Annotated in this window: 24 protein-coding genes; 9 read left to right on the top strand and 15 right to left on the bottom strand. The window is 43.6% G+C overall.

All coding sequences use genetic code 11. The features are described from left to right. The first annotated feature begins 5 nt into the window (after nt 1–5). Nucleotides 6–737, top strand: coding sequence for a nucleotidyltransferase family protein (locus tag Micr_RS02720; protein ID WP_203134148.1), 732 nt, complete (start codon nt 6–8; stop codon nt 735–737). Between the two features lie 33 nt (nt 738–770). Here the strand turns inward: Micr_RS02720 and Micr_RS02715 are convergent, their stop codons facing one another. The 3 genes from Micr_RS02715 to Micr_RS02705 all read right to left on the bottom strand — a co-directional run bounded on the left by Micr_RS02715 (nt 771) and on the right by Micr_RS02705 (nt 3,403). Further along, nucleotides 771–1,700: a hypothetical protein gene (locus tag Micr_RS02715; RefSeq protein WP_203134147.1), complete on the bottom strand. Its 930-nt coding sequence runs from the start codon at nt 1,698–1,700 to the stop codon at nt 771–773. 104 nt (nt 1,701–1,804) lie between these two features. Further along, nucleotides 1,805–2,887, bottom strand: coding sequence for a pyridoxal phosphate-dependent aminotransferase (locus Micr_RS02710; protein ID WP_226803538.1), 1,083 nt, complete (start codon nt 2,885–2,887; stop codon nt 1,805–1,807). Between the two features lie 129 nt (nt 2,888–3,016). Next, the gene (locus Micr_RS02705; protein ID WP_203134145.1) at nt 3,017–3,403 is read right to left on the bottom strand and encodes a hypothetical protein; all 387 of its coding nucleotides are present in this window, start codon (nt 3,401–3,403) and stop codon (nt 3,017–3,019) included. 252 nt (nt 3,404–3,655) lie between these two features. On the opposite strand from Micr_RS02705, the gene Micr_RS02700 reads away from it, so the two are divergent. Beyond that, nucleotides 3,656–4,672 carry a hypothetical protein gene (locus tag Micr_RS02700; RefSeq protein ID WP_203134144.1) on the top strand — a complete coding sequence of 339 codons (1,017 nt, stop codon included), beginning with the start codon at nt 3,656–3,658 and terminating at the stop codon, nt 4,670–4,672. Between the two features lie 70 nt (nt 4,673–4,742). Next, complete coding sequence (locus Micr_RS02695; RefSeq protein WP_203134143.1) at nt 4,743–5,657, top strand: hypothetical protein; 915 nt, start codon at nt 4,743–4,745, stop codon at nt 5,655–5,657. A gap of 3 nt (nt 5,658–5,660) precedes the next feature. Here Micr_RS02695 and Micr_RS02690 read toward each other — a convergent pair whose 3' ends face one another. From Micr_RS02690 to Micr_RS02665, 6 genes are all read right to left on the bottom strand, one after another. Then, nucleotides 5,661–7,418 (bottom strand): glycoside hydrolase family 15 protein, encoded by a 1,758-nt coding sequence (locus tag Micr_RS02690; RefSeq protein ID WP_203134142.1) that lies wholly within the window; start codon nt 7,416–7,418, stop codon nt 5,661–5,663. A 4-nt stretch (nt 7,419–7,422) separates the two neighbouring features. Beyond that, nucleotides 7,423–8,496, bottom strand: coding sequence for a glucose 1-dehydrogenase (locus Micr_RS02685; RefSeq protein WP_203134141.1), 1,074 nt, complete (start codon nt 8,494–8,496; stop codon nt 7,423–7,425). Nucleotides 8,497–8,527: 31 nt separating this feature from the next. Further along, a complete protein-coding gene (locus tag Micr_RS02680; protein ID WP_203134140.1) occupies nt 8,528–9,145 on the bottom strand; it encodes a cyclase family protein in 618 nt (205 codons plus the stop codon). Between the two features lie 60 nt (nt 9,146–9,205). Then, the gene (locus Micr_RS02675) at nt 9,206–9,886 is read right to left on the bottom strand and encodes a 3'-5' exoribonuclease domain-containing protein (protein WP_203134139.1); all 681 of its coding nucleotides are present in this window, start codon (nt 9,884–9,886) and stop codon (nt 9,206–9,208) included. Nucleotides 9,887–9,997: 111 nt separating this feature from the next. Beyond that, complete coding sequence (locus tag Micr_RS02670) at nt 9,998–10,702, bottom strand: AAA family ATPase (protein ID WP_203134138.1); 705 nt, start codon at nt 10,700–10,702, stop codon at nt 9,998–10,000. A 54-nt stretch (nt 10,703–10,756) separates the two neighbouring features. After that, on the bottom strand, nt 10,757–11,326 hold the full coding sequence (locus tag Micr_RS02665) for a hypothetical protein (RefSeq protein ID WP_203134137.1): 570 nt from the start codon (nt 11,324–11,326) through the stop codon (nt 10,757–10,759). Between the two features lie 251 nt (nt 11,327–11,577). Here Micr_RS02665 and Micr_RS02660 point away from each other — a divergent pair, with 251 nt between their 5' ends. After that, nucleotides 11,578–12,030 carry a hypothetical protein gene (locus tag Micr_RS02660; RefSeq protein ID WP_203134136.1) on the top strand — a complete coding sequence of 151 codons (453 nt, stop codon included), beginning with the start codon at nt 11,578–11,580 and terminating at the stop codon, nt 12,028–12,030. A gap of 31 nt (nt 12,031–12,061) precedes the next feature. On the opposite strand, the gene Micr_RS02655 is transcribed toward Micr_RS02660, so the two are convergent. Then, entirely contained in the window at nt 12,062–12,361 is a 300-nt protein-coding gene (locus Micr_RS02655; protein WP_203134135.1) for a hypothetical protein, read from the bottom strand. Between the two features lie 202 nt (nt 12,362–12,563). Here Micr_RS02655 and Micr_RS02650 point away from each other — a divergent pair, with 202 nt between their 5' ends. Continuing rightward, a complete protein-coding gene (locus tag Micr_RS02650; protein ID WP_226803537.1) occupies nt 12,564–13,418 on the top strand; it encodes a hypothetical protein in 855 nt (284 codons plus the stop codon). Between the two features lie 185 nt (nt 13,419–13,603). Then, entirely contained in the window at nt 13,604–14,368 is a 765-nt protein-coding gene (locus Micr_RS02645; protein ID WP_203135107.1) for a nucleoside phosphorylase, read from the top strand. A gap of 101 nt (nt 14,369–14,469) precedes the next feature. On the opposite strand, the gene Micr_RS02640 is transcribed toward Micr_RS02645, so the two are convergent. Further along, nucleotides 14,470–15,258 carry a glycosyltransferase family 2 protein gene (locus Micr_RS02640; protein ID WP_203135106.1) on the bottom strand — a complete coding sequence of 263 codons (789 nt, stop codon included), beginning with the start codon at nt 15,256–15,258 and terminating at the stop codon, nt 14,470–14,472. Between the two features lie 312 nt (nt 15,259–15,570). Between Micr_RS02640 and Micr_RS02635 the strand changes: the two genes are divergently transcribed. After that, nucleotides 15,571–16,029, top strand: a complete 459-nt coding sequence (locus Micr_RS02635; protein ID WP_203135105.1) for an NUDIX hydrolase — start codon at nt 15,571–15,573, stop codon at nt 16,027–16,029. Between the two features lie 342 nt (nt 16,030–16,371). Here the strand turns inward: Micr_RS02635 and Micr_RS02630 are convergent, their stop codons facing one another. The 3 genes from Micr_RS02630 to Micr_RS02620 all read right to left on the bottom strand — a co-directional run bounded on the left by Micr_RS02630 (nt 16,372) and on the right by Micr_RS02620 (nt 18,838). Beyond that, nucleotides 16,372–17,199 (bottom strand): rRNA adenine N-6-methyltransferase family protein, encoded by an 828-nt coding sequence (locus tag Micr_RS02630; RefSeq protein WP_203135104.1) that lies wholly within the window; start codon nt 17,197–17,199, stop codon nt 16,372–16,374. A gap of 81 nt (nt 17,200–17,280) precedes the next feature. Then, nucleotides 17,281–18,105 carry a class I SAM-dependent methyltransferase gene (locus tag Micr_RS02625; RefSeq protein ID WP_203135103.1) on the bottom strand — a complete coding sequence of 275 codons (825 nt, stop codon included), beginning with the start codon at nt 18,103–18,105 and terminating at the stop codon, nt 17,281–17,283. Between the two features lie 136 nt (nt 18,106–18,241). Continuing rightward, on the bottom strand, nt 18,242–18,838 hold the full coding sequence (locus Micr_RS02620; RefSeq protein ID WP_203135102.1) for a hypothetical protein: 597 nt from the start codon (nt 18,836–18,838) through the stop codon (nt 18,242–18,244). A 162-nt stretch (nt 18,839–19,000) separates the two neighbouring features. Here Micr_RS02620 and Micr_RS02615 point away from each other — a divergent pair, with 162 nt between their 5' ends. Beyond that, nucleotides 19,001–19,990 carry an FkbM family methyltransferase gene (locus Micr_RS02615; RefSeq protein ID WP_203135101.1) on the top strand — a complete coding sequence of 330 codons (990 nt, stop codon included), beginning with the start codon at nt 19,001–19,003 and terminating at the stop codon, nt 19,988–19,990. Between the two features lie 17 nt (nt 19,991–20,007). Here Micr_RS02615 and Micr_RS02610 read toward each other — a convergent pair whose 3' ends face one another. Beyond that, on the bottom strand, nt 20,008–21,078 hold the full coding sequence (locus Micr_RS02610; RefSeq protein ID WP_203135100.1) for a glycosyltransferase: 1,071 nt from the start codon (nt 21,076–21,078) through the stop codon (nt 20,008–20,010). Nucleotides 21,079–21,124: 46 nt separating this feature from the next. On the opposite strand from Micr_RS02610, the gene Micr_RS02605 reads away from it, so the two are divergent. Continuing rightward, nucleotides 21,125–21,442, top strand: coding sequence for a glycosyltransferase (locus Micr_RS02605; RefSeq protein ID WP_203135099.1), 318 nt, complete (start codon nt 21,125–21,127; stop codon nt 21,440–21,442). Nucleotides 21,443–21,459: the final 17 nt, after the last annotated feature.

The following is a 21,459-nucleotide window of genomic DNA, read 5'->3' as shown; positions in this document are numbered from 1 at the left end:
CTTCGATGAGCCAGCATGTTAAAAAAGCGGTAGTCATATGTGGAGGAGAAGGAACGCGGCTTAGGCCCCTGACCTACGATACTCCAAAGCCTCTCGTAAAGGTAAACGGCATTCCGGTAATAGACAATGTTGTCAGGGAACTAAAGCGCAATGGAATAGAAAAGATAACCATGGCCATTGGCTACAAGAAGGAAATGTTCATGGATCATTTTGGCGACGGATCTGAAATCGGCATGCATATAGATTATAGCATCGAGGAAAAATTGCTAGGCACTGGCGGAGCAATAAAGAAAGCCCTGGAGGAAAAAACGCTGCCGGAAACCGGCGAGGACGTCCTCGTTGTAAATGGAGATAATATATTCGAAATAGATTTGAAGAATATGCACGATCTTCATCGTTCCAGGAATGCCATAGCAACGCTTGCGGTTAAGGCAGTGGATGACGTGACCGGCTATGGAGTCATAAGCGTAGATGATGGGATAATAAGGAAGTTCGTCGAGAAGCCGGACCCCAAGGACGCTGAGAGCAACCTGATAAACCTTGGAATATACATATTTAATTCAGGCGCCATGCACATGCTGCCGAATGCCGAGGCGTTTTCCATGGAAAGGGACTTTTTTGCAAAAATTTCTGACACAGGAAGGCTTTGCGCTTATGTCTCCGACAGGATATGGTACCCGATAGATACCATGGAAAGATACAGGAAAGCCTCGGAGGAATGGAGGCCGCCAGAATGAGCGGCTGTTAGTTTGCTTTGGCTTACTTAGGGCTTATTGCCCCCTTAGCATAAGCTTAAGCTTTTCCAGGTTTTCTCCATATCCCCTTATCAGCTGCTGCATTTCCTTAGAGCCGCTGTGAACGAATGCCTCGTTTTCCATTGCCTTGGCTGCCACGCTCTCGTAAACCGAGAGCACATTGCCTAGCTTATCCATGTTCTCCTGGTTGAGCACTCTCGAAGCGATTCCGGCCTGCGCTATGGTGATGCTTGTTGTGCGGTAAAGGAATTCCCTGTCTTCGAGCAAGGATCTGATGCTTTCGAATTCGGCCATTTCATCACTAGACCCGAATTTCTTTATCGCTTTTTCTGTTGATGTTATCTCGGAGCGAAGTTTTTTCTGTTCTTCGTCAAGCTTCTTTTTTACGCTTCTTGCTGCCTCGTTCCTCTGCACTTTCGTCAGGGCCGACTTTGAATATTCTGAAGGAGTCATCTGCCCGTCCAGCCTGGCAAGCCTTTTTGGCTTCCTTACATTCTTCTTCTGGTTCTTCCTGAATTTTATGATTTTCTCCGCTTGTCCAGCAATTACCATCGAATTCTCCGAAAGAAGAAAGCCCTTCTGCGAAAGCTCAAGCGAATCACCGTACTGCTTGAGCGCTTCTGAAGCCACCGTTGAATATATATTTTCTATGTTTGACGTTGCATTCTTTAGCACATCGATCAGCGGCCCTGTAGCCCCATTCGGGATCATCCCAATCGTATCTTCTGGCCTGAAAACTTCCAGTGCCATCTTTACCGATGCGTCCGCATCTATCAGCCTTGCCAGAACGAAATTCTGCCTGTAGCTTATTGCCTTGCCAATATATTTTACTGCTTTTTCTATGCTTTTTTCCGTGGTTTCGGCACCCGTGCCCTTATTTTTGTTTTCAGAAACAGCTGTGCCGGTTCCTGGCTTTTCTGCCGATCTTTCTTTCTCTGCTTCCATTTTATTCACCCATTCGCTCAAAAAACGATATGCATCGTTTTTGGACTTTTAATTATGCCAGTTCATGCAATTAGATACTAGACAGTCCTAATCTAATTTATGAATTATTTAAGGTTTTGTATCTGCGGTACTTTTCTGAATCTGCGGCCCTTGCCGGCAAGAGCCCCGATAGGCAGATTGGCGTAGTTTCTCATTGATTTGAGCGCAAGCATAGCCTTCTCCATCTGCATCCTGTTGCCTATAGCTACCCTTATGCATGGATCTGAGAATGAGGTGAACTCCTCGTGCGTATTTTTCAGAGTAACCACTCCGTGCTTGAGAAACGCACCGTAGCATAGATCCCTCTCCATTTCCGAATCAAACATAAGGAGCGTGAATGGAAGAGCATGCACCTTTAGCCTGAGCCCAAGATTTTTGCAGGTGTCTTCAAAATCGGATTTTATGGATCTAAGCCGCTCCATCTCCGCACCGTAATAGTCCATGCTTTTGAATACCGCTATGCCGGCAGCGCGCGCAACCCTGTTTACGTTGTATTCGTGCGTCGAATTTTCAAGCATCCGTATCGTTTCCGGGTTCGATATTATATAGCCTAGCCTCACGCCTTCTGTGGCAAAAGCCTTTGAAAAGGTGCGCGTGACTATCAGATTCCTGTGCTCTTCGATCGAATCTGCAACGGTTTCTTTGCAATATTCGTAATATGCCTCGTCGACCGCAACAATTCCGCTTGTTCTGGAAGCTATATCTAGTATTTGGGACTTTGCTATGACATCGCCAGTAGGGTTGTTCGGCGTGCATATCCATGTAAGCGATGCCCAGCCTAGGTCATCAGGGCTGAAGTTTATCCTGAAAGGAGAACTCGCTATGCTCTGCTCCTTAATCCTCATGTCAGAGCCTATGCCTCTGGCTATCCTTTCAAATTCGGAGTATGTCGGAGCCTGTATGAGAACCTTCTGCCCAAACTTATAAGTGATCAGGGCGATGGCCTCATCGCAGCCGTTTGTGACCATTATATTTTCCGGCTTTACGTTTGAGTATGCAGCTATTGCTTTTTTAAGCTCCATGTAACCTTCGTGAGGATAAGAATTAGCCATGTCCAAAGAGTTTTCCATTGCCTTGCGTACTGCAGGGGACGGCCCATAGCATGAGCCAGTATAACCCAAATGAGTTTTCGTTATGTGTTTCCCCATAAGCTATTTTTCGCCATCGGCATCGTTAAGCCAATATTATTTAGCATAGAATTAAAATAATGTGCTGTATCATTTTGTTTTCAAAATAAAAAAAGGGTTTGACGCAACAGCGCCAAACGCCCGAACTGTTCAGAGTCTGTATCCCACCATGCCTCCTATCAGCGAGAGAACAAATCCTGCGAATGCAAGCACAAAATAGGATGTGCCGAGAGTCATTGCAGTAAATGTTATCCCTGTTGCCGCGGCGAAGTAAAGGCCCAAGTTCTTGGTGTGCTCACCGGATATGACCTTTGGCTCTGCCAGATACGTGAAGCTGAATACGAAGAGCGCTATTGCCGCTATCACTGACACTCCGGCGAATACTGGAAGCCAGAATGAACCAGTCCCATTGAAGACCACTCCGACAGGCATGTCGTCAGCTGCCATCAGGTAAACGAGTACCAGATAGAAAAGGCTGCCCACGAACTCCAGTGCGAAGACCCCTCCGTTGGTCTGCTTGCTGCTTGAATGCATCATATGTTTTGCCATATAAATCTATTTTAAAGCAATTAACAGATTTTTAAATCTTTCGTTGATATTGTGGCAGGCCCTGTTATTTGCGCTTTGGAATCCATACGCAATATGGTCGTTGCAATTCAAAATTTGGAAGCATTTGAGCCGAGAGCGCACTAATAAATATTTAAGAAATAGAATCGTAGTGTTAAGTTGCCCCATTAGCTTAAACCGAATGATAGGGAATGCAAATGGCTTTTAGGCAGGGATGATTTTTTGGAAAGAGACATAAAAATGCCTGAAAAGATGGAAACACTTTATTCAGACATGGCAAGAAGCTATGACAGTTCCGGGATGTACATTTCGATGTTCCATGCTGCAAAACGGCTTGGGGATAAAAGCCTTGAAACTGAAGCCATTGAAAAGGAAGCGGCGAAATTTTCTCTTTTCGGCTTTGATTACGGCGCCAAGCTATTTCTGGACTTGGCAAAAGAGCGCATGGACAAAGGAACTCTTGAAGATATTGACATACCCCAGATAGAACTCGGCATAATCGACATTACGAGCAAAAGGCTTGTTGCATATTACGACAATTGCAAAGAGCTATTCGACAAGGCTCAAGGCATAAGTGCGCTGAAGCATGTCGAAAAGCTGGTGTCAGGCATGTACGCAATGTCGCGTCTTGATTCCCTTTACTACCATATTTCCTCCGGATGGCCATTTCCCTTCGCCGACGGAACAGAAAGAAATGTGTATTGTGGAAGTGATCATTTTATTGCTGAAAATTTGGAGTACTTGGAATTTGTGTGCCCGAGGATTGCCGATATTGTTGAAAATTCCGACTTGATAATGGAAAAGAGGATACTGCAAAAAGTAGGGCATATGAATAAGCTTCTGAAAAAATCAGGAGTTGACGAACAGCATACAAGCGAATTTGTTTCTGCAATCCCAAAGCTGATCGGAAACGCCGTGAGCAGCAGAGACCTTTTGCTTGGTGCACTTTCCGATCTGGATAAAGACAGCATGGCCAAAGTCATTTTAGCCGTAGGCAGGGCAGAAGGTCCTCTGACCAAGCTGCAGTGCTTATACCTCTCTGTAGAAAATTTGGAGGGCATTGCCGAAGGCGGAGACTTCCAAAGGCTCGAAGACATAATAGAATCAATACAGCGCATGGCCATGTGGAAAAGTTCCGACATGCACAGCTTTGAGCGCCTTTTGGCGATTTCGGAGCCGAGGAAGAGCTATGGAAGGCAGACCAATCTTGACAGATACCTGAAGCTTAGAAGAAGATGAACTTCGGATAAAAAATAATAAATAATTGAACGACCGAACAAGAACCTTGCAATGTAACAAGGTGCTCTTCATGCATTCGAATTTCGAGGTAGAGACTGAAAACGCGACAATACGCGGCAAAATATCAAAAGCGCTAACTGATGTCCAGAGCAACAGGAATGGAAATGCGCTTTTGGCGAGTTATAGGGAGCTAAGGCCATACCTTAGGAACAATGGAAACAGATACAAAGATCAGATTAGGATAAATTACGAAGGGCAAAGGATATCTTTCAGCATGAGCACAAGGGCATATTTTATCGGAGGAAACTTCAAAGTTGTATATTACAATTCCAACGAGGGCTACACAAAAGCAACAATGGACGACATGATGGCTCTTTCCGGGATTGAAAGTTATATTGGAATAAGCGGAGGCCTTACCCAGGTCATAACGCACCTGTCCGCCCTTACGCACAAAAACGGCATACGGTGCACGAACCTGTATGACAGGAACGGCTTCCAGCTTATATACAACGCATTGCAGCTCGCTAGATACGACGCCATTCCTAGCTCCATAAGCCCGATGTGGCACATAGAAGCAAAGGATAGCAGAGAATCAAATGATGTATTGGCTCTTTATGGGGAGAACAATAGATTTCACATGAATTTCGTACTTACGCACGATACCATCGAGCATGGAATAGAAAAAGCCGAGAGCAAAAGGTACTTTGTGTACAGCTCCAACGCTTTTAACATCTCAGTTGACAGGAAAGATGGAAGGGAAGCAAGAAACGAAAACTGCTGGGAGAACCAGGACAGCGGAAAGATGCTCGTGGAAAAGCTAGGGAGCTCAAGCAGATTGAAAAATGGGAGCACATACATGGCCGCTTCTGTAAGCATGCCAGTAACGATAATGCTAAGGAAGGAAAGCAGGAATGATGACGGAATGCACCTATATTCCTATTGCACAGGAACAAACGAGCATGCCGAATGCGTGCATTCGCAATGATTTCTACTTGAAAAGATGCATGGCAGTGTTTATCAACGCTATGTGCGAATAGGCCTGCGGGAAATTGCCGAGGAGCTCTCCAGTTTCCCTGTTTATATCCTCCGAAAGAAGCCCGAGGCTGTTTGTGTGCTTTATGGTTTCTTCGAACAGCTTTATTGCTTCGGCCTGGCTGCCTATCTCATATAGTGCGTCTATATACCAGAATGTGCACGCTATAAGCGCGTTCTTTGGCATACCGAAATCGTCATTGGCGTTATACCTCATGACGAAGCCATTCCTGAAAAGGCTCTTGCCTATGGCTTCAACGGTCTTTACCATCTTCTCGTCTTTATAATCTATGAATCCGAAATATGGCAGAAGCAGCAAGCTTGCGTCCAATTCATCCGACCCGTATGACTGCGTAAAGGAGCTTATGCCTTCATTCCATCCTTTTGCCATCACATCGTTTTTTATTTCGTCCCGTATTCTCATCCACCTTTTGGCATATTTTTCCTTTCCCAATGCCTTTGCTATCTCGGCTCCCCTGTCCAAGGCAACCCAGCACAGGACTTTGGAGAATGTATAATGCCTGCTGAGCGTCCTGAACTCCCATATGCTGTGATCCTTGTACCTCCATTCCTTTATGGCAGATTCGACAAGCCCGTATATGAGCTCCCAATCCGATTCGTCAAGGTTGAAGTCTTTCTTATGCTTTATGTAAAAAAGGTATATGGCGTCGAGGAGCTCCCCGAATATGTCGACCTGCCTCTGTGTTGCCGCGGCGTTGCCGATTCTCACGGGTCTTGAGCCCTTGTACCCGCTGAGGTTGTCAAGCGTTCTTTCCGGTATGTCGCGCTCGCCATTCACTCCGAAAAGAACCTGCAGGTTTATGCCGTACTTCCTGTGTATGGATAGCGCCCATTTCATGAATTCGTGAGCGACGTCGAACTTGGATATGCTGATTAGCGACATTACGGTGAATGAGGAATCCCTTATCCAGCAGTACCTGTAGTCCCAGTTCCTTACATCGCCGACAATTTCCGGTATTGACGTTGTTGCAGCGGCTATTATGGCTCCAGTCTCATCGTATGTGAGCAGTCTCAGCACCAGCGCAGACCTTGCTATGAGATTCCTGTTCTGCTTCGGAAGCTGCGCTTTTGATATCCAGCCCTTCCAGTAATTAACAGTCTTATCCATCATTAGCTTGATTTCGTCAATCCCTGTTTCCGGCTTTATTTTGTTGTATGTGATGACCATGTATGAATCTTTATCCAGCACAAGTTCTTCTCCCGTTTTTATCTTTTCAAGCGGCAGGTTCGAATACAGGTATATGGATTCCCTTGCGGAGCTGTCGGAAAACCTAATGCAGCCATCTTCCATGCTAACCTCAGGTTCTGCCGTGGCATACTGCAGCATCGGCTTCACAATTGCGGTTACGCCGGGCTTTCCCCTTGTTACCTTTATCAGCCTGTGCAGCTCCGGATCCTTGTACAGCCTGCCATGTGATTCGTAGTGCGGAAAATAGTCATATAGGTCAAAGGCCCAGTCCGCGGAACTGAAATGCGTGACGATCACGTTGGAATCCTTTACGTATTCCTGCGACGATTCGAATCTTCCGCTAGGTGTTATCTTGAAATGCCCGCCCTTTTCCTCGTCCAGTATCCTTGCAAAAACCGACGGGGAATCGAACCTCGGAAAGCACAGCCAGTCTATTGACGAATCGCTGTGCACCAGCGCAGCGGTTGCGCAGTTGCCTATTATCCCATATTCCAGGTCCTGCATCCCATCAGCCCATTATTATTACGTTCTTTATCTGCTCCCTGTCGTTAAGCATTTCGTAGCTGAAGTCTTCGAGCCTTATTTTTCTTGTTATCATGGTCTTCAAAAGGCCGGGATGCTGCGACTCTATTGCTGCCATGTCCTGTGCCCCTTTTATGAAATGGGATATGTTTGAATTTACGCTTCCGAGTATGAGCTTGTTTCCAAGCACCATGTTGTAGTTGAGCCTTCCTATGTCTATGCTTTCGGAATAGCTCTCCCCGGTTACGCTCAGCAGGCACAGAACGCCGTTTATCGAAGGCACGTTTAGCGCGCGTGCAACCGCTTTTGGGCTTCCGGTAAGCTCTACTGCTATGTCTATTCTTTTGCCAAGCTCATCTGGCAGCTTTTCGATAGGCACGTCATTGGAGTTTATGTGCTTTATTCCCATCTCAGCATATATCCTGTCCTTTATTGTGTTGGTTGCCGTCCTGTCTACGGATACTACGTCCATCCCGTTGAGCCTGAGTATCATTGCGGCGAACAGCCCGACTGTTCCTGTGCCGAGAACTACCGCGCTCTTTGGCTGCCACACCATTCTCTTCTGGGCCTCAAGGACCTGCTTGACAGCCTTCTCTGCTATGCTGAACGGCTCCAGCATTACCGCCACTTCGGATATCTCTTTTGGTATCTTTACAAGGTACTCCTGCTTCTCCTTGTAGTATTCCGCCATGTAGCCGTGCTCTCCCTTTATGCCGCGCTCAAGGTAGTCGCCCTTTATGCACATGTCCGATTCGCCGCTCTTGCAGTTTATGCAATCGTCCGGCCTTCGCACAGTCGCAACTACAATGTCCCCTGTACTTATGCCGTTTACAGCCGAGCCCACTTTCTCCACAGTCCCTATGGACTCGTGCCCGGGTATGAGGTATTCGCTGCCTGCGGGAGCCTCACCGTAAAGCCCTTCCCCAAGCTCTTTGTCGGTCCCGTCAAGGCCAAGCATGTTCACTTTTACTAGGACTTCGTTCTCGCTTATTTCCGGAGCTTCGACTTCCATTATCTTGAAGCTCCCCTTTTGTTTTGGTATTATCGTTCCTGCCTTCATGATTATTGCCCCTTTTTCCAAACGTTATATCCTAACCCTTTATCAGCACAGCCCTGGCTGGGGAAGCGTCTCCGTTATATTTCAGAGGGAAGCCTGCAAAGCCGTACCTTCCCGGCTTTATGCCCTTAAGCATCAGGCCTTCGTATATCAATATTCCAGAACCAAGGAGCTTTCTGTGCACCGACATGTCGCTGTGAAAGCGCTCTATGCTTAGGTAATCTATCCCAACGGCTTTTATGTGCAATGAAACCAGGTATTCCGCACCGTCCATGGAAAGGCTCGCGTAATCCTTTCTAAACTTCGAATATCCCATTTTCGAATTTTCCGATTTTAGGAGCACTATGTCATTGCGCCTTATCCTTTTGCCATGCAATACGCTTTTCCCTATTGCCTTCCCGGAATCCGATACGTCAACAACGATCGCATCGCCTGAGAAATCTGACAAGCTCCTGCTTCCCAGCTTCCAGCCCTTTTCCATTGCGTGGTATCCTGCATCTATGTGCGTGCCGGCATGGCTCTCCATGCAAATATATGACTGATTGGCCCCGTCCTTTTTTATTGATTTAGACCTTGATATTTTTATCCTGTTGTTGCCTGGATAGGTAAGCATGCCGTTTTCCAGCTCCATGCTTATGTCTATTATCTTCATCAGCCCTTATTCTCACTCAACTAATAAAATAGTTATCAGCCTTTTTGTAGCCCTGGTTGCTCAGAATCCCCTGGTTTTCTCCCTCCTGTGCTCTCTTGCTGCCCCGATTTCCATGGCATTGAGAGTTATGCTTTCCTTAATTGCCGCTTTGACAGGATAGGCTTCGTATTCCTTGTAAAAGTGCTTGCCGAAAAGCATCAGCGAAGTTACCTCTGAAGCTAGCCGAGCCCCGTTTATGCCTATGTGCGGATAGGGCTCCGGAGGTATCCCAAGCTTTATGGCAGTGTTGCTTAGCCCTGGCCTGGACTTGCCAGCTATCGCCTTTGAGACGTTCTTAAGGTTCAGGTACCTTCCGGGAAGCCTCATCGGCTCGCCGTAATGCAAATATGCGGCATTCAGCATTTTCACGTCGTAGTCCCCCCATGCGGCAATTATGCCAGTGCCGTGCACCGCGCAGAATTCCTCGAATTTCCTTATGAGCTCTGTCGCGCTCTGCTTTCCGTTATCGAATATCTGCTCTTTCGTAAAGCCGTTTATCTTAAGCGCGTAGGCGTCATATGACCTGCCGTCCATGACCCTGCACTCCTCATAGAATTCATCTTTCGTGTTGAAGTCCACCGCGCCCAATGAAACTATTGACCCTGACTCGTATGGAGTACTCCCTGGAACGCTGCCGGAGCCTTCTATGTCGAATATTACCGCGTTCAGCTTTTCCAGGTCTTCCGGCTTTATCTGTATCATTTCAGCACCTCGCGAAACTACTAAAGTGGGCTAAAAGCGCATTGCACACGCTGCTGAATCCAGTGCAAACCTTTGAAATTCCGTTCATATGCTACCTTTGAAATGCATTGGCTACTGCTTATCTGCGCTTTCGCTCCTGGCAAGCTCAGCCGCTTTGGCCCCCTGCAATTTTGACGCAGAATACGCTTCCATTATTGCTGCAGTTACGCTTGCGGCTCCATCCTTTACGCTTGAATTATTTTTTATAACGCTCAGATTGTTGCGCGTGTAGCCCCTGAACAGCTTCAAGTGGCTAGAATCACCTTCCTCTATCATTTGCGCATGCACTCTGTCCCTTCCTTCCGACCTGTGCTTGAACCTCTCCTTTAAGGTTTCCAAATCCGCAGTAAGATATATGAACAGGTCCGGCCTCACGGTGCCAGCCCAAGCCTTTATCACCCCGGTGAGAAGACTGAATTTCTCATGTTTCGGTTCTTTCCCGGAAACGTTTCTCGCTGCATCCATCATGAAAGAGAATGAATATGGCGATTTTTGCATAAGAACAACTTCGTATTTCTTGCTGTTCTTCCATGCGCTCGCTTCCTGCGCGGCGTAGCTCAGGACGTGATAAGCGGCAGTATACAGAAATGAGCGGTACGATTCTATTTCGCCTAATGCAAATTTTTTCAGGAATCCTGAGAGGAAGCCCTTTTCCATTGCGTAGGATTTTGCATCTATCGCGCTTGTGCCCTTTTCCCTTAGCAGCTTCTCCACCTCCCCTGCAATTGTGGATTTGCCGGAACAGGGCTTGCCGTCTATGATTACCTTGAATGCCATGGTTGTGCTTGGAATCGGAAATATTTATTCCTTTTGCGGAAAACCGGCGCAAGTTCAACCCATGAAGAAATCGCCTATCTCCTTCCAGTTGCGCACCTTTACTATGCTCTTGTTCCTGTCGCTGTCAAAAAAATCCGCATTCCAGCTTTTCCTTAGGAGCAGCGCAACCCTTCCTGCTGCGGCAACGGATTCGGCTACGAGCTGGCTGTCATCTATGTAAAAGCCTATTCCGTGCTTCTTGTTTAGCAATGCCTTTTCGGCCATATTGGATACATGTAATACTTTGTCGAAGCTTACGTGCTTTCTTTCCAGCCAGGGAATGAAAGAGGATTCTTCGCCGATCGTGGCCGTGACTATGTATATATTATGCGTTTTCCTCAGGGCGTCTACTACTTTAGGTATTGAAGGATCTACAAGCTTTATCCTTTCCGGGTTTTCCCATGCGCGGCTGCATATGCTTCTGGCATGCACTTCGGCTATGCCAAAGCTTTTTTCTATGCTATAGTATTTCCACTTTTCAAATGACGCATCAGGGACGTATTCCTTTCGTATTATTTCAAGAGCGATCGCTGAAGAGTCGGCTATTGTGTCGTCAAGGTCTATGGCTATCGTGTCACTTTCCACAATCAGTATTTGCCACAAAAAGATATTTAGATTGAAATTTTGCATAGCAGACTTGTGCTTCTTGGCGTTAGGCTTGGTAAAGCCTTTTCAGAAAGCATCATTGAGGCTTATGGCTAGAGAAGTGCCAAACTTCAAATATAAATATTAGGAACGCGGCAAATGTTATCATTGCAATGATTTTTATGTAGAAGCAGCAGGCGGGAATTGAAGGGCAAAAGGATGCAGACAAGCACAAATGGGGCTTATTCGGAATGCTCAGGAAAATTGATGATGGCCAGATAAAGACAGACTTGCATTACAACGAACTCGTAAAGCTGCAGCGCGAGAGCATCAATGCCATAGGCACTGGCAGATATGAAGAAACCAAAAAGGCGCTGATGGCAAAGGAGGCGCAGTTCTACAACGACCTTGCCGACCAGCACAAAAGATTCGCCAGCAACGCAAGAGTTTTCTCTTACATAAACGGCGCCATTACAGGTATTGATGCAGGGGTTGCGACATTTTACGTTGCCTCTGGAAGCAGTCTAATCGTTGCCGCTGCTGCAGGGGCAGTTTCAGTTTTTACAGCCTCGCTCGCAGTTATTTCCGTCCGTTCTAAAAGGAAGAACGAGAAGCTTGCAGCCGAAAGAAGGGAAAGGGCAAAGAGCCTGGAAGAGGGAAACGCTTATGGCTCTGAAGCTACGCCCGAAGGTAGCTTCTATTGACATTTATGCAACGTGCATGAGTTAACGCAGGTTATCTCGTGCTTTCAAACATTTCCATTGCTGAGCTCGCGTCGCTTACAGGCTTTGACAATATCGCCTTGCTTTGGACGAATGAGCCATTTTCGGTCCTGATGAAAGCTGAAATCACAGCAAACTCTTCTTCGCCCCTGGAATCCAGATTAGATACCCTGCACAGGCGCTTGCATTCGCCGTAGTCCGAATTCTCCTTCAGCGTTCCTATTATGCGGTATTTTCTGCCATCTAGGGCGAATAGATTTGCATCGCCCGAAGGCGAAGTTATGCTTACCCACTTCATTTCTTTTTTGGCCATCTTTCCACCTTTTTGTTTGCAATGGAGAGAGGCCGAATGCCCTTCCATAGTTGGCTGGCAAACGTTTTAGCCTTTTCGCTTTTGCTGCTGCTCAGCCTGTTTTGTGATCCTGGCCTTTTGCAACAGCATAAAGAATTTATATTGCATTTCACGACTTATCTGCGTATTCTGACTTGGTTGCATGAGGAGCGCGTTTACGTTGATGATGGCCAGTGTAATGCTTTATGCAGTAAATGGCACAATAGATTACGTAGTAGTTAGAAGCCTGCCCCTCAGTTATGCAATAATCTCCATAGGGTTCGGAATACTGATAGGCTTCATTGCCACGAAGTTCGTTTTCAGGCTTAGAGTCAAAGCAGAGACCAAAGGACAATACGCATTCGGCATCATAACGGCATTTATGATTACTGCATACACGTTGCCGCTCCTTATAGCTTACAAGAGCTACACGCTGGCCAGCATATACCCCCTAATCGGGCTGTCGGCACTCGTGTTTTTTGCCATAGATGCAATTAAGTACAGAAGATCCCTGAGGCTCGGGCAAACCGTAATGCTGCTCATGGGCGTGCTGCTAATAATTATTGGAATATTCTATGCCGAAAGCAACGGATACAGGTTCCAGCTCAGCACGCTGCCATTCATATTCCTTATAACCGTATTTGCAGGGATAGGGTATTACATGGAATTTTACAGGATAAAGAAGTACAGTATAGGCACGAAGATGCTTTTCCAGCCAATATTCCTGATTGCCACGGGCTTGTTCTTTGCCTGGCCAGTTTATGCCCTGAACATTTATTTTGCTTTGGGAATTTTTGGGGGCTTTGCTTTTGCCTTCGCTTCTGTCATGGAGCTGCGTGCTATGAAAATGACAAAAGCTAGGGGCAAGGCCAATATGCTGATTAAGAGGAACTTCATAAACGATTTCGAGTATTCGGATACGCTCCTGGTGCTTCTCGGCAGCGTAATAATAGGCAGCTTCTACCCTGTGGAGATTTTCGGAGGCATACTTATAGTGGCTGGCATAATCGTGATAAGCTGGCTTTCCAATTCGGCATAGGCATTACCGTTATGCACGGCTGCTTGCACAAGCGCAGCTTCCGGCAGGGATTCTCCCATATATTTTTCGCCCATTTTACTGGATTTTTCTGATTAAGAAATTTGCATTTATACAAGATTCCTGCTTATTTTTCATATGCATTTCTACACAGATACAATAATAAGCTTGTTTGCAATGCTTTAAACATGGAAAATCTCAATTTTCCCAAAACCGTAGGCAAGCACAGGTTCGTGCCGCTGTACAGCGCAGCGAACATGTTCAAGAGCATGAAGGCAGAAGTTCGCGGCAAGGGCTACGCAAAGGCAGTCATGGTGTATTCAAATTCGCTGGTGAAAAGCTTCAAGGCTTCTTACAAGCTCAAGGAAGCCAAATCTCTCGAATCCATAGTAAACCCTCTTGGCATATACGAGTTCGGCAGGGGAAAGCTATTGGTGCATATGGATATAGGGGCGCCAATGACAGCAGTTGCAGCCGAGGAACTCATAGCTGCAGGAGTCAGGGAATTCCTCATAATGGGCACTGCCGGAGGGCTTAATGCAAGCATGGAGATAGGCGATTTTGTGCTGTGCACTAAGGCTTTGCGCGATGAGGGAGTATCGCATCACTACCTGGCAAACTCTAGATATGTTTTGCCCGACATGGAACTCACCGCAAGAATTGGGAGGATAATGAAAAGCGAAGGAATAGGCTTCAGGAAAGGCCCGACATGGACCATAGACGCTCCGTACATGGAGACTGTGGAAGAGGTAAAGCGTTACTCTGAGGAGGGAATAGCCACCGTTGAAATGGAAGCGGCAGGATTATTCGCAGTTGCAAAGAGAAGAAAAGTAAAAGCGGCAGCGCTTTTCACAGTATCAGACATATTGAGAATTGAAGGCTGGACGGGATTCGTAAAGAAAAAGTATCAAAACACTTATCCGGAACTGTCTAGGATCGCAGGCCTGTTTTGAGTTAGGCTTGGACGGCTATTAGGACTTGAAAAAGAGGCAATTGCAGTACAATCGCTAGCAGAAACTCGGAATCTAGGCTCAGATCCTGAAAAGCCAAGCGTTCAGAACTTCCATAAAGTTGAAGTATTGAAACCGAGCACATATTCCTTATTGCTTTTTTTAGGGTCGTAAGAGTATATCCCTAAGATTTGCGCAAATGCGTATGCGGTTAGAAACTGCAGGAAACTCCCAAAATTTTTCTTTCCTGAGGACTCATAGAATTTTCGGAATGACTTGTGCGCCATGCCCCTCTCATTGTCGACGAGCATTCGAAACAGCCGCAACTTTAACGACAGTGAACCATTGGCGTACCTTTTTTCCCTATCTCTTAACATGTAGCCTATGGCTTCGCGGTTATTAACAAAATCCCTGAACTTTATGATACCGTTTTTATCCAGCAGCAGGCGTATGCCTTTGTTTTTTGCTCTTGCAAGACGTTCCCAGTCCTCTGCCGAGTTAAGGTCGCGCCACGGAAGGTTTACATTAGTATTGGCCAGGCTAAGCCCGCCGAAGAGGAGGTACATTTCGTTGGGCTTTACCTCCTTAATCATTTCCGAAAGCATGGCCACGTATTTCGGGCTGAATATCATGTCGAAATCGATGTACATTACAGGATCGTCTGGCGCAGCTTCCTTAAGCAGCATTGAAAGGGCTATGTCCCTTCCCTTGCCCCTTGAACATTTCAGCCTCTCGATTTTGACCTCTTTGTGCCTTTTCAGAATATCATAAGTTCCATCAGTTGAGAAATTGTCAACTGCGTATATCTTATACGGCCTGAGACCGGATATGGATTCGAGGCATTTTTCCAACAGGTCGGCGTTATTGTAAACGGTCCCATATATCCTAAGCATTGGCTCACCTTTTTCCCACATTTGGCTTTTGCGCTGCCACGCCTATTTGCCAAGTATTTCTATTTATAATTCCGGCTTCATGCACACGAATGTATTTTATATCGGGTCGGTGCAAGAGGGCTTATTGCAAATAGAGTTTGAAGCTTTTATAAGCTTTATTGTTGCTTTAGAGCCAGAATTGCTAGTCATGCCGATTCTGTTGCACCTTTTGATAAGCTCATATATTTCTAAATTTTTTATACCTTCTTGTTCAGCGACTTGCTAGCATCACATATTTACGTTTTGCACGCATGATAAGTGCTGGCGGTTAACATGGAAGAGAAAAGCAGGGAGCATGTAGGCGCTTACACGTGCGTATTCAACAGTGATTTTTCCGAAATGCTTCTCCTTTGGCGCAAGAAAGAGGAAAGGGATGGAAAAGTAATCAAGGGCTGGGGCAACGTAGGTGGCTCAGTGGAGCCAGGAGAAACGGCATTGGAGGCATGCGCGAGAGAAGCAAGAGAGGAGATAGGCATAGATTTTGATCCGAAGAAGCTTATCCACATAGGCAGCAAAACTTCCCCGGAAACCAGTTTGCGCAAGTGGAGCATATATTTCTATGCGGTTTCCATGGATGAAAGTTCAGAAATAAAGCTCAACGACGAGTCCAGGGGCTACGGCTGGTTCGACAGGAAGGAATTGCCGAATGAGACTTTGGACTCGAAGGAGGACATTCTTGGCTGGTGGGCACTTGCTGAAAAGGCCTTCAAAAATGGCCAAATCCATATCTGAAAGCAGAGATATTCAGGTCTAGTGGCTTGACCTAGAAAAATTTTAACGCTTATTTCGTTTGCTGCTTAGCCCAGTCAGGGTAGCTTATATGTTTATAGGCAGCTCTTCTACCCATATGTTCCTGCAACGAGGGTTCATGCATTCGCGCAAAATTGTGAATCAATTATAAAGTTGCTATAAACTATAAAACGCTTAAAATAATAGTTAATTATTTTATGGAATCATTGCGCTTCTTCATCGGGTTTGATTCCTGAATCGTGCAGAGTCAGCAAAACATAGTATAGCATATCGCAATCTGCAAGAGCAGGCCTTGCCAGAAGCGCTAATTAGTATTATAGGGTTTTATACATTTGAAATATTGGCTAATATGGATTTTACAAGGCTTACCATCTCTTCGTTGCTCAGTTGGAGTACGCGTTTTTCGAGTATTTGATTTTTCTGTTCTCCGTTTTCAAATTTATCCATTATTCTGCGTGCTTCGGCCTTTGTCACTTTATTTTGCAGTATGGATTCCCCGTTGTTCCACAAAGCGTCAAGCATTGCATTCCCGATCTTGCGGCTATCTTCCAAAAACATCAGCTTGAGCATCAGTGACAGCGGCGACTGGTTTGGTTTTGGCGAAATCCTTAATATGGAAGAGGTTACCCTGGGCTCCGGTTTGAAAGCATTCTTTTTTAGCTCTGCGATAACTTCTACGTTATAAAAGGCATAGAAGAATGCAGACATTACGCCAAAATCTAAAGAGCCGGGCTTCGCCAGTGCAAGCTTTGAAAATCCATGTGGGGCCACTGTTACGCAGCATTCGAAATTATATTTTCTTTCGTGCAGCAGCCTTAGGAAGAACGGCTGAAGGATTTTATACGGTGGGTTGGAAACTATCTTGTTGAATTGCGGCAGTTTGACATCCAGGGCGTTGCCTTCTATAACCATTACCTTGCGGTTGCCGCCGAAAATTTTTTTAAGTTCCATTATATATCCAGGGTCTTTCTCTATGGCATATACGAGACCCGCATGAGCCGCAATTGCTTTTGTCAGATTTCCTGGGCCGCTGCCTATTTCCAAAACGCTGTCATGCTCTGTAAGCGATGCGGCATTTGCTATTTTGCTTATAACTGACTTGTCAACTATGATGTGCTGGTCCTTGATCTTGTCAGGAATTTTATTATCCATTGTTATTGCCTGGGCCTTTTGCTAGACTAAGTCGTATTGGGCAATAATGCTTTTTGAATATTTGGATGTTTTGGCAATAGTTTACTTTTTGGCTTTTGCCACTATCATGTAATGCTCGCTCACGCCTATGGTTTCGGGCTCTTCGCACGTGCTGAAGTGTATCCTGAGCCACTTGTTCCACCTTCTTTTGTTCTTCATTAGCTCTTTGACATAGCTTCCCCTGTACGATGCAAATCCTTCAAGGGCAGTCCTTGCCAGAAGCTCCACCTTATTGCCAAACAGGCCTTCGAGCTCGTAAGGCCTGAATCCGTGGAATGGGAGGAACCCATACCCGCCAAAATAGTCCCCTGTTTCAGCCCATTTGTCAATATACCTGCTGTCAAGATCCGTCTGGAAGGTACTTACGGTCCCTCCGAATATTGTGAACCTTCCCATTGCAGAAACGAAAATTGGAGCCATTGGCTTTGCAATCCTGAAAAGTTCCGCAGCTGCTTTCTTCCTTTGCTTTTCTTCCATTATGTGCGACATAGGGCCGCCCAGGCATACGACAGCATCGAAGCTTTTGCTTTCGAGCATTTCGAGGCTTTGCGCAAAGCCAACGTATGCGCCTTTGAGCCTTTTCTTTAGCTTCCTGGCTGCGAACCTTGCCTTCAGCGACTTTATGCTCTTTTCAATGGGATCGACAGACACAACGTCATAGCCGTGCTGCGCAAGCCACAGAGAGTATCTTCCAGGGCCGCTGCCTATGTCAGCAACAACCCCATTTTTAGGGAGATACTTTTCAAGGTAATGGATTGTGGTTATGTACTCCATTATCCCGTTGCTCAATGTCAGCCGTTCCCACTCATGAGGAGTAGAAGAGGCATAGCCTTTGATTATTTCATTATGCAGTTTAGCGGCTTCCATGCTTCAATACGCACATAGAATCATTATAAGCCTTTTCTGCAATTGCGCAATGCAGCTCTGCTATGCATTTAAACTATCAAATAAAAATTAAAAACGAGTTTGATTTTCTAGCTGTTAATCTATAATAAATTTGTGATTATCTATCTGCTTTATATGGGTTTTCCTTTGCAAAATTAACAGCAGCTTTCAGATATATGTAAAAGGTAACTGTTAAAACTGCCACAATACCAATAGAACTAACAGAGGACAACCAAAGTGCAACTAAATTTTGATTAATTGAAGCTATGATAATAAAGCTGGATACCATAAGGAAGATAATTGTGAGTAGTATTACACCTATGAAAAAAGCCTTAACTTCAACAATCCTTATTCCAGCATCTTGTGTTTTATTCTTAGTCCAGAACAAAAATTTTTCGGGATTTTTTGTAATTTTATTTCTATAACTAGTTGTTACATCTCTAAGCTCGCCCATATGGTAATTAAGTAAAAATACTGCGGCGGCAATAACTAAAGCATTATAAGATACGAGAAGGTTTGTCTTTATATTGATGGATATTTTAAAATAAAGTAAAACGATTAAAATAATTACAGCAGCAACCATCAATAGAATTGCCCAACGGCCTTTTTTTATCACTTTTTCTTCAACTTTAGACTTCATGTAAGATTTGCCAAGTAAGAATGAAAATAATAAGCCAAATAAGGTTATTTCGTTTCTTGATGGCTTTTTGCTCATTTAATGACCTGAATAATAGAACTTTTATTCTAGATATACGGTTAATAAGACAAATATAATTAAATTATTAAAATTGCTGTGTTTTTAGTTTCTTGATAAAACCTGTGTATTTATATCTATTTTTATTTAATACTTAACAAATATTATCACAAAGTTGGTCTAATGAAGCTAGATTTCGATCCTAGAAAGAATATTACCAAATTAGATTACTTTATAATGCAGTTTGATAAGGTAAATCGCAAAATAAAGGATTTGCTTGTTGTGAAAAGCATAGTAAATAATTGGTATGATGTGATTCTTTTTAGAGTAGGCTTGAAGAAACCTGGATTCATAATGTGGCTGCGCAATGGCAAAAAAATAGAAATAAAAAAACCTGAAGATTATTTTTCGTTTTGGGAAAGTGGAGATGATCAACAAGCGTTAGTTAACTTAAATCGTCCAGTTAAAATAATTGAAAAAAACAAAACTATAGAATTCAAATTTGACAATAAGCCATTAAAATTTAATTATGATTCTCAAAAGCAATTACATAATACGTTAAGTATGATAAAAGAGCAATTTATAGATGAACAATACAAACAGTTGGATGTAAAAAATAGAGTTGTTATAGATATTGGTGCAAATATAGGTGATTCGGCAATTTACTTTGCTTTAAAAGGTGCAAAACATGTATATGCATTTGAACCTTATCCTTATTCTTATATGTCTGCAATCAAAAATATAAGATTAAATCACTTAGAAAAGAAAATTACTTTACTAAATGCAGGTTGTGGCGCAAGAGATAGTGAAATTATTATAGGCTCTAATCACATAAGCGTAGCTAGCAGTGAATTAAAAGAATCAAAATCTGGAAAAAAAATAAAGGTATATACACTTGAGAGTATATTTAACAACTATCGGGTAAATGATGGAGCAGTATTAAAAATTGATTGTGAAGGTTGTGAGTATGGTGTTCTATTAAGTGCAAGTAGTAGATCACTAAGAAAATTCAGGCAAATTCAAGGTGAATATCATTATGGATACAAAAATATTGAAAAAAAATTAAAGAAGGCGAGATTTTATATGAAACATACAGTACCTACGCGAGATATCTCGCATGAAAGTAAGGGTTTCAATGGGTCCTTTTTTGCATACCTGTATTTCAAGGAATAGACTTATAACAAAACAAATCAAGCATATGTTATTGCCTTTTTATATGCAGTTAGAGTACTCTTTGTACAATTCCCCCATGTAAAGCTTCTCGCATATTCTGTTGCTTTCTTTTGCTGTTTTTCGTTGTAGCCGTTTTCTTTTAATTCTTTTATTATCTGTGCCATGTGTTCTGGGTTCTCGGCTTCAAAGCAGTATTTCCTTACCTCTTTAGGTATTTTAGCGTATTTGTATATTATCACTGGAAGGCCGCGGGATTGGGCTTCACGAATTGGCAAGCCGAGACCTTCGTATAAAGATGGAAAAACAAAAGCATCAAATGAATTGTATATCGAGACCAATTTGTCTTCTGGCGCAAAACCCATGAATTTTATACTCTTTACTCCTGCTGAGTATTTTAATAAATTCTCATATTCTAACGCCTTTTTGCCATAGATAAGAAAGTGCATATCGTTATTTTTAATATGTTTAAACGCATCTATTGCAAAAATAAGATTTTTAGAATAGCTAAATCCACCTATGTAACCAACTCTAAATATGGGTGCATTTACTTTCCTCTTCTGAATTGGTTTTGAAATAAATTCTTTATTTAAACCACTTGGTGATACAAATATTTTATTTTTATCATAACCAAGAAGTATTGCCTCGTCCCTTGTTTGTGTAGAACGTACTATAAGATAGTCAGATTTTAAAGCAGCTAATAGTGATTTTTTTACCAAAGTTACGAATATTCTTTGTTTTAGATCGTCTTTACTGCTTATTTTAGCTTTAGGATCAAAAAATTCCCTAAAATCATGTACAGTAGTAACAAGCTTATATTTGCCACGTCGCATGAAAATCTTATGTCCGGGGTCTGGATTATGCACTATATCATAACCGTCGAATCTTTTTGCACACGTACCAAAACCAAAGGACAACCAGTTATTTAACCATGGGGAGCGCTGCAATAATCTGCTTTTTTTAAATTCTATTTTATCTGCTTTAATATTTGACTTGGAAAGACCTTCATAAATGTAATACATGTAGTTTTTAATCCCTGAACCAGTACCTTTTTCAAAGTCCCCGTTTAAACCAAGTAAAGCTACTTTCATAATGTTATCACTTATATATTTTTGTTTCTTATAATCTACAGATTGTATGACTTTATTTATATACGGTACAGTATTTAATAACGCAAGTAGAGTTCAGGCCTGCATAGACTCTTTAATGCCGCTTAAATATGCTAAAATATTTGTAGTAGATAATTACTCTACTGACGGAACTTACGAGACTTTAAAAAATATTGAAAATTTAGTTGTAATAAGGAAAAAATGTTCGCATGGCCTTGGTAGGAAAATTGCACTAGAAAAAGCGTTAAATAAAGCTGGTGATGAAGATTTTTTAATGTATGTGGATTTCGATACTGTTTATAATAAAGAGTATATAGATTTGGTAAAAAAAATATTGGTATATTAGGAGATAACGAAGTATTT

Source organism: Candidatus Micrarchaeum sp., assembly GCF_016806735.1.
GTDB classification, from domain to species: Archaea; Micrarchaeota; Micrarchaeia; order Micrarchaeales; family Micrarchaeaceae; genus Micrarchaeum_A; species Micrarchaeum_A acidiphilum_A.
Note: the sequence above shows the minus strand (reverse complement) of the source record. Positions and strands in the feature narration are given on the sequence as shown.

Coding starts and splice junctions, on each gene's coding strand:
- Micr_RS02720 (WP_203134148.1), top strand. CDS start 6: ATGAGCCAGCATGTTAAAAAAGCGGTAGTCATATGTGGAGGAGAAGGA.
- Micr_RS02715 (WP_203134147.1), bottom strand. CDS start 1,700: ATGGAAGCAGAGAAAGAAAGATCGGCAGAAAAGCCAGGAACCGGCACA.
- Micr_RS02710 (WP_226803538.1), bottom strand. CDS start 2,887: ATGGGGAAACACATAACGAAAACTCATTTGGGTTATACTGGCTCATGC.
- Micr_RS02705 (WP_203134145.1), bottom strand. CDS start 3,403: ATGATGCATTCAAGCAGCAAGCAGACCAACGGAGGGGTCTTCGCACTG.
- Micr_RS02695 (WP_203134143.1), top strand. CDS start 4,743: ATGCATTCGAATTTCGAGGTAGAGACTGAAAACGCGACAATACGCGGC.
- Micr_RS02690 (WP_203134142.1), bottom strand. CDS start 7,418: ATGCAGGACCTGGAATATGGGATAATAGGCAACTGCGCAACCGCTGCG.
- Micr_RS02685 (WP_203134141.1), bottom strand. CDS start 8,496: ATGAAGGCAGGAACGATAATACCAAAACAAAAGGGGAGCTTCAAGATA.
- Micr_RS02680 (WP_203134140.1), bottom strand. CDS start 9,145: ATGAAGATAATAGACATAAGCATGGAGCTGGAAAACGGCATGCTTACC.
- Micr_RS02675 (WP_203134139.1), bottom strand. CDS start 9,886: ATGATACAGATAAAGCCGGAAGACCTGGAAAAGCTGAACGCGGTAATA.
- Micr_RS02670 (WP_203134138.1), bottom strand. CDS start 10,702: ATGGCATTCAAGGTAATCATAGACGGCAAGCCCTGTTCCGGCAAATCC.
- Micr_RS02660 (WP_203134136.1), top strand. CDS start 11,578: ATGCTCAGGAAAATTGATGATGGCCAGATAAAGACAGACTTGCATTAC.
- Micr_RS02655 (WP_203134135.1), bottom strand. CDS start 12,361: ATGGCCAAAAAAGAAATGAAGTGGGTAAGCATAACTTCGCCTTCGGGC.
- Micr_RS02650 (WP_226803537.1), top strand. CDS start 12,564: ATGATGGCCAGTGTAATGCTTTATGCAGTAAATGGCACAATAGATTAC.
- Micr_RS02645 (WP_203135107.1), top strand. CDS start 13,604: ATGGAAAATCTCAATTTTCCCAAAACCGTAGGCAAGCACAGGTTCGTG.
- Micr_RS02640 (WP_203135106.1), bottom strand. CDS start 15,258: ATGCTTAGGATATATGGGACCGTTTACAATAACGCCGACCTGTTGGAA.
- Micr_RS02635 (WP_203135105.1), top strand. CDS start 15,571: ATGGAAGAGAAAAGCAGGGAGCATGTAGGCGCTTACACGTGCGTATTC.
- Micr_RS02630 (WP_203135104.1), bottom strand. CDS start 17,199: ATGGATAATAAAATTCCTGACAAGATCAAGGACCAGCACATCATAGTT.
- Micr_RS02625 (WP_203135103.1), bottom strand. CDS start 18,105: ATGGAAGCCGCTAAACTGCATAATGAAATAATCAAAGGCTATGCCTCT.
- Micr_RS02620 (WP_203135102.1), bottom strand. CDS start 18,838: ATGAGCAAAAAGCCATCAAGAAACGAAATAACCTTATTTGGCTTATTA.
- Micr_RS02615 (WP_203135101.1), top strand. CDS start 19,001: ATGAAGCTAGATTTCGATCCTAGAAAGAATATTACCAAATTAGATTAC.
- Micr_RS02610 (WP_203135100.1), bottom strand. CDS start 21,078: ATGAAAGTAGCTTTACTTGGTTTAAACGGGGACTTTGAAAAAGGTACT.
- Micr_RS02605 (WP_203135099.1), top strand. CDS start 21,125: ATGACTTTATTTATATACGGTACAGTATTTAATAACGCAAGTAGAGTT.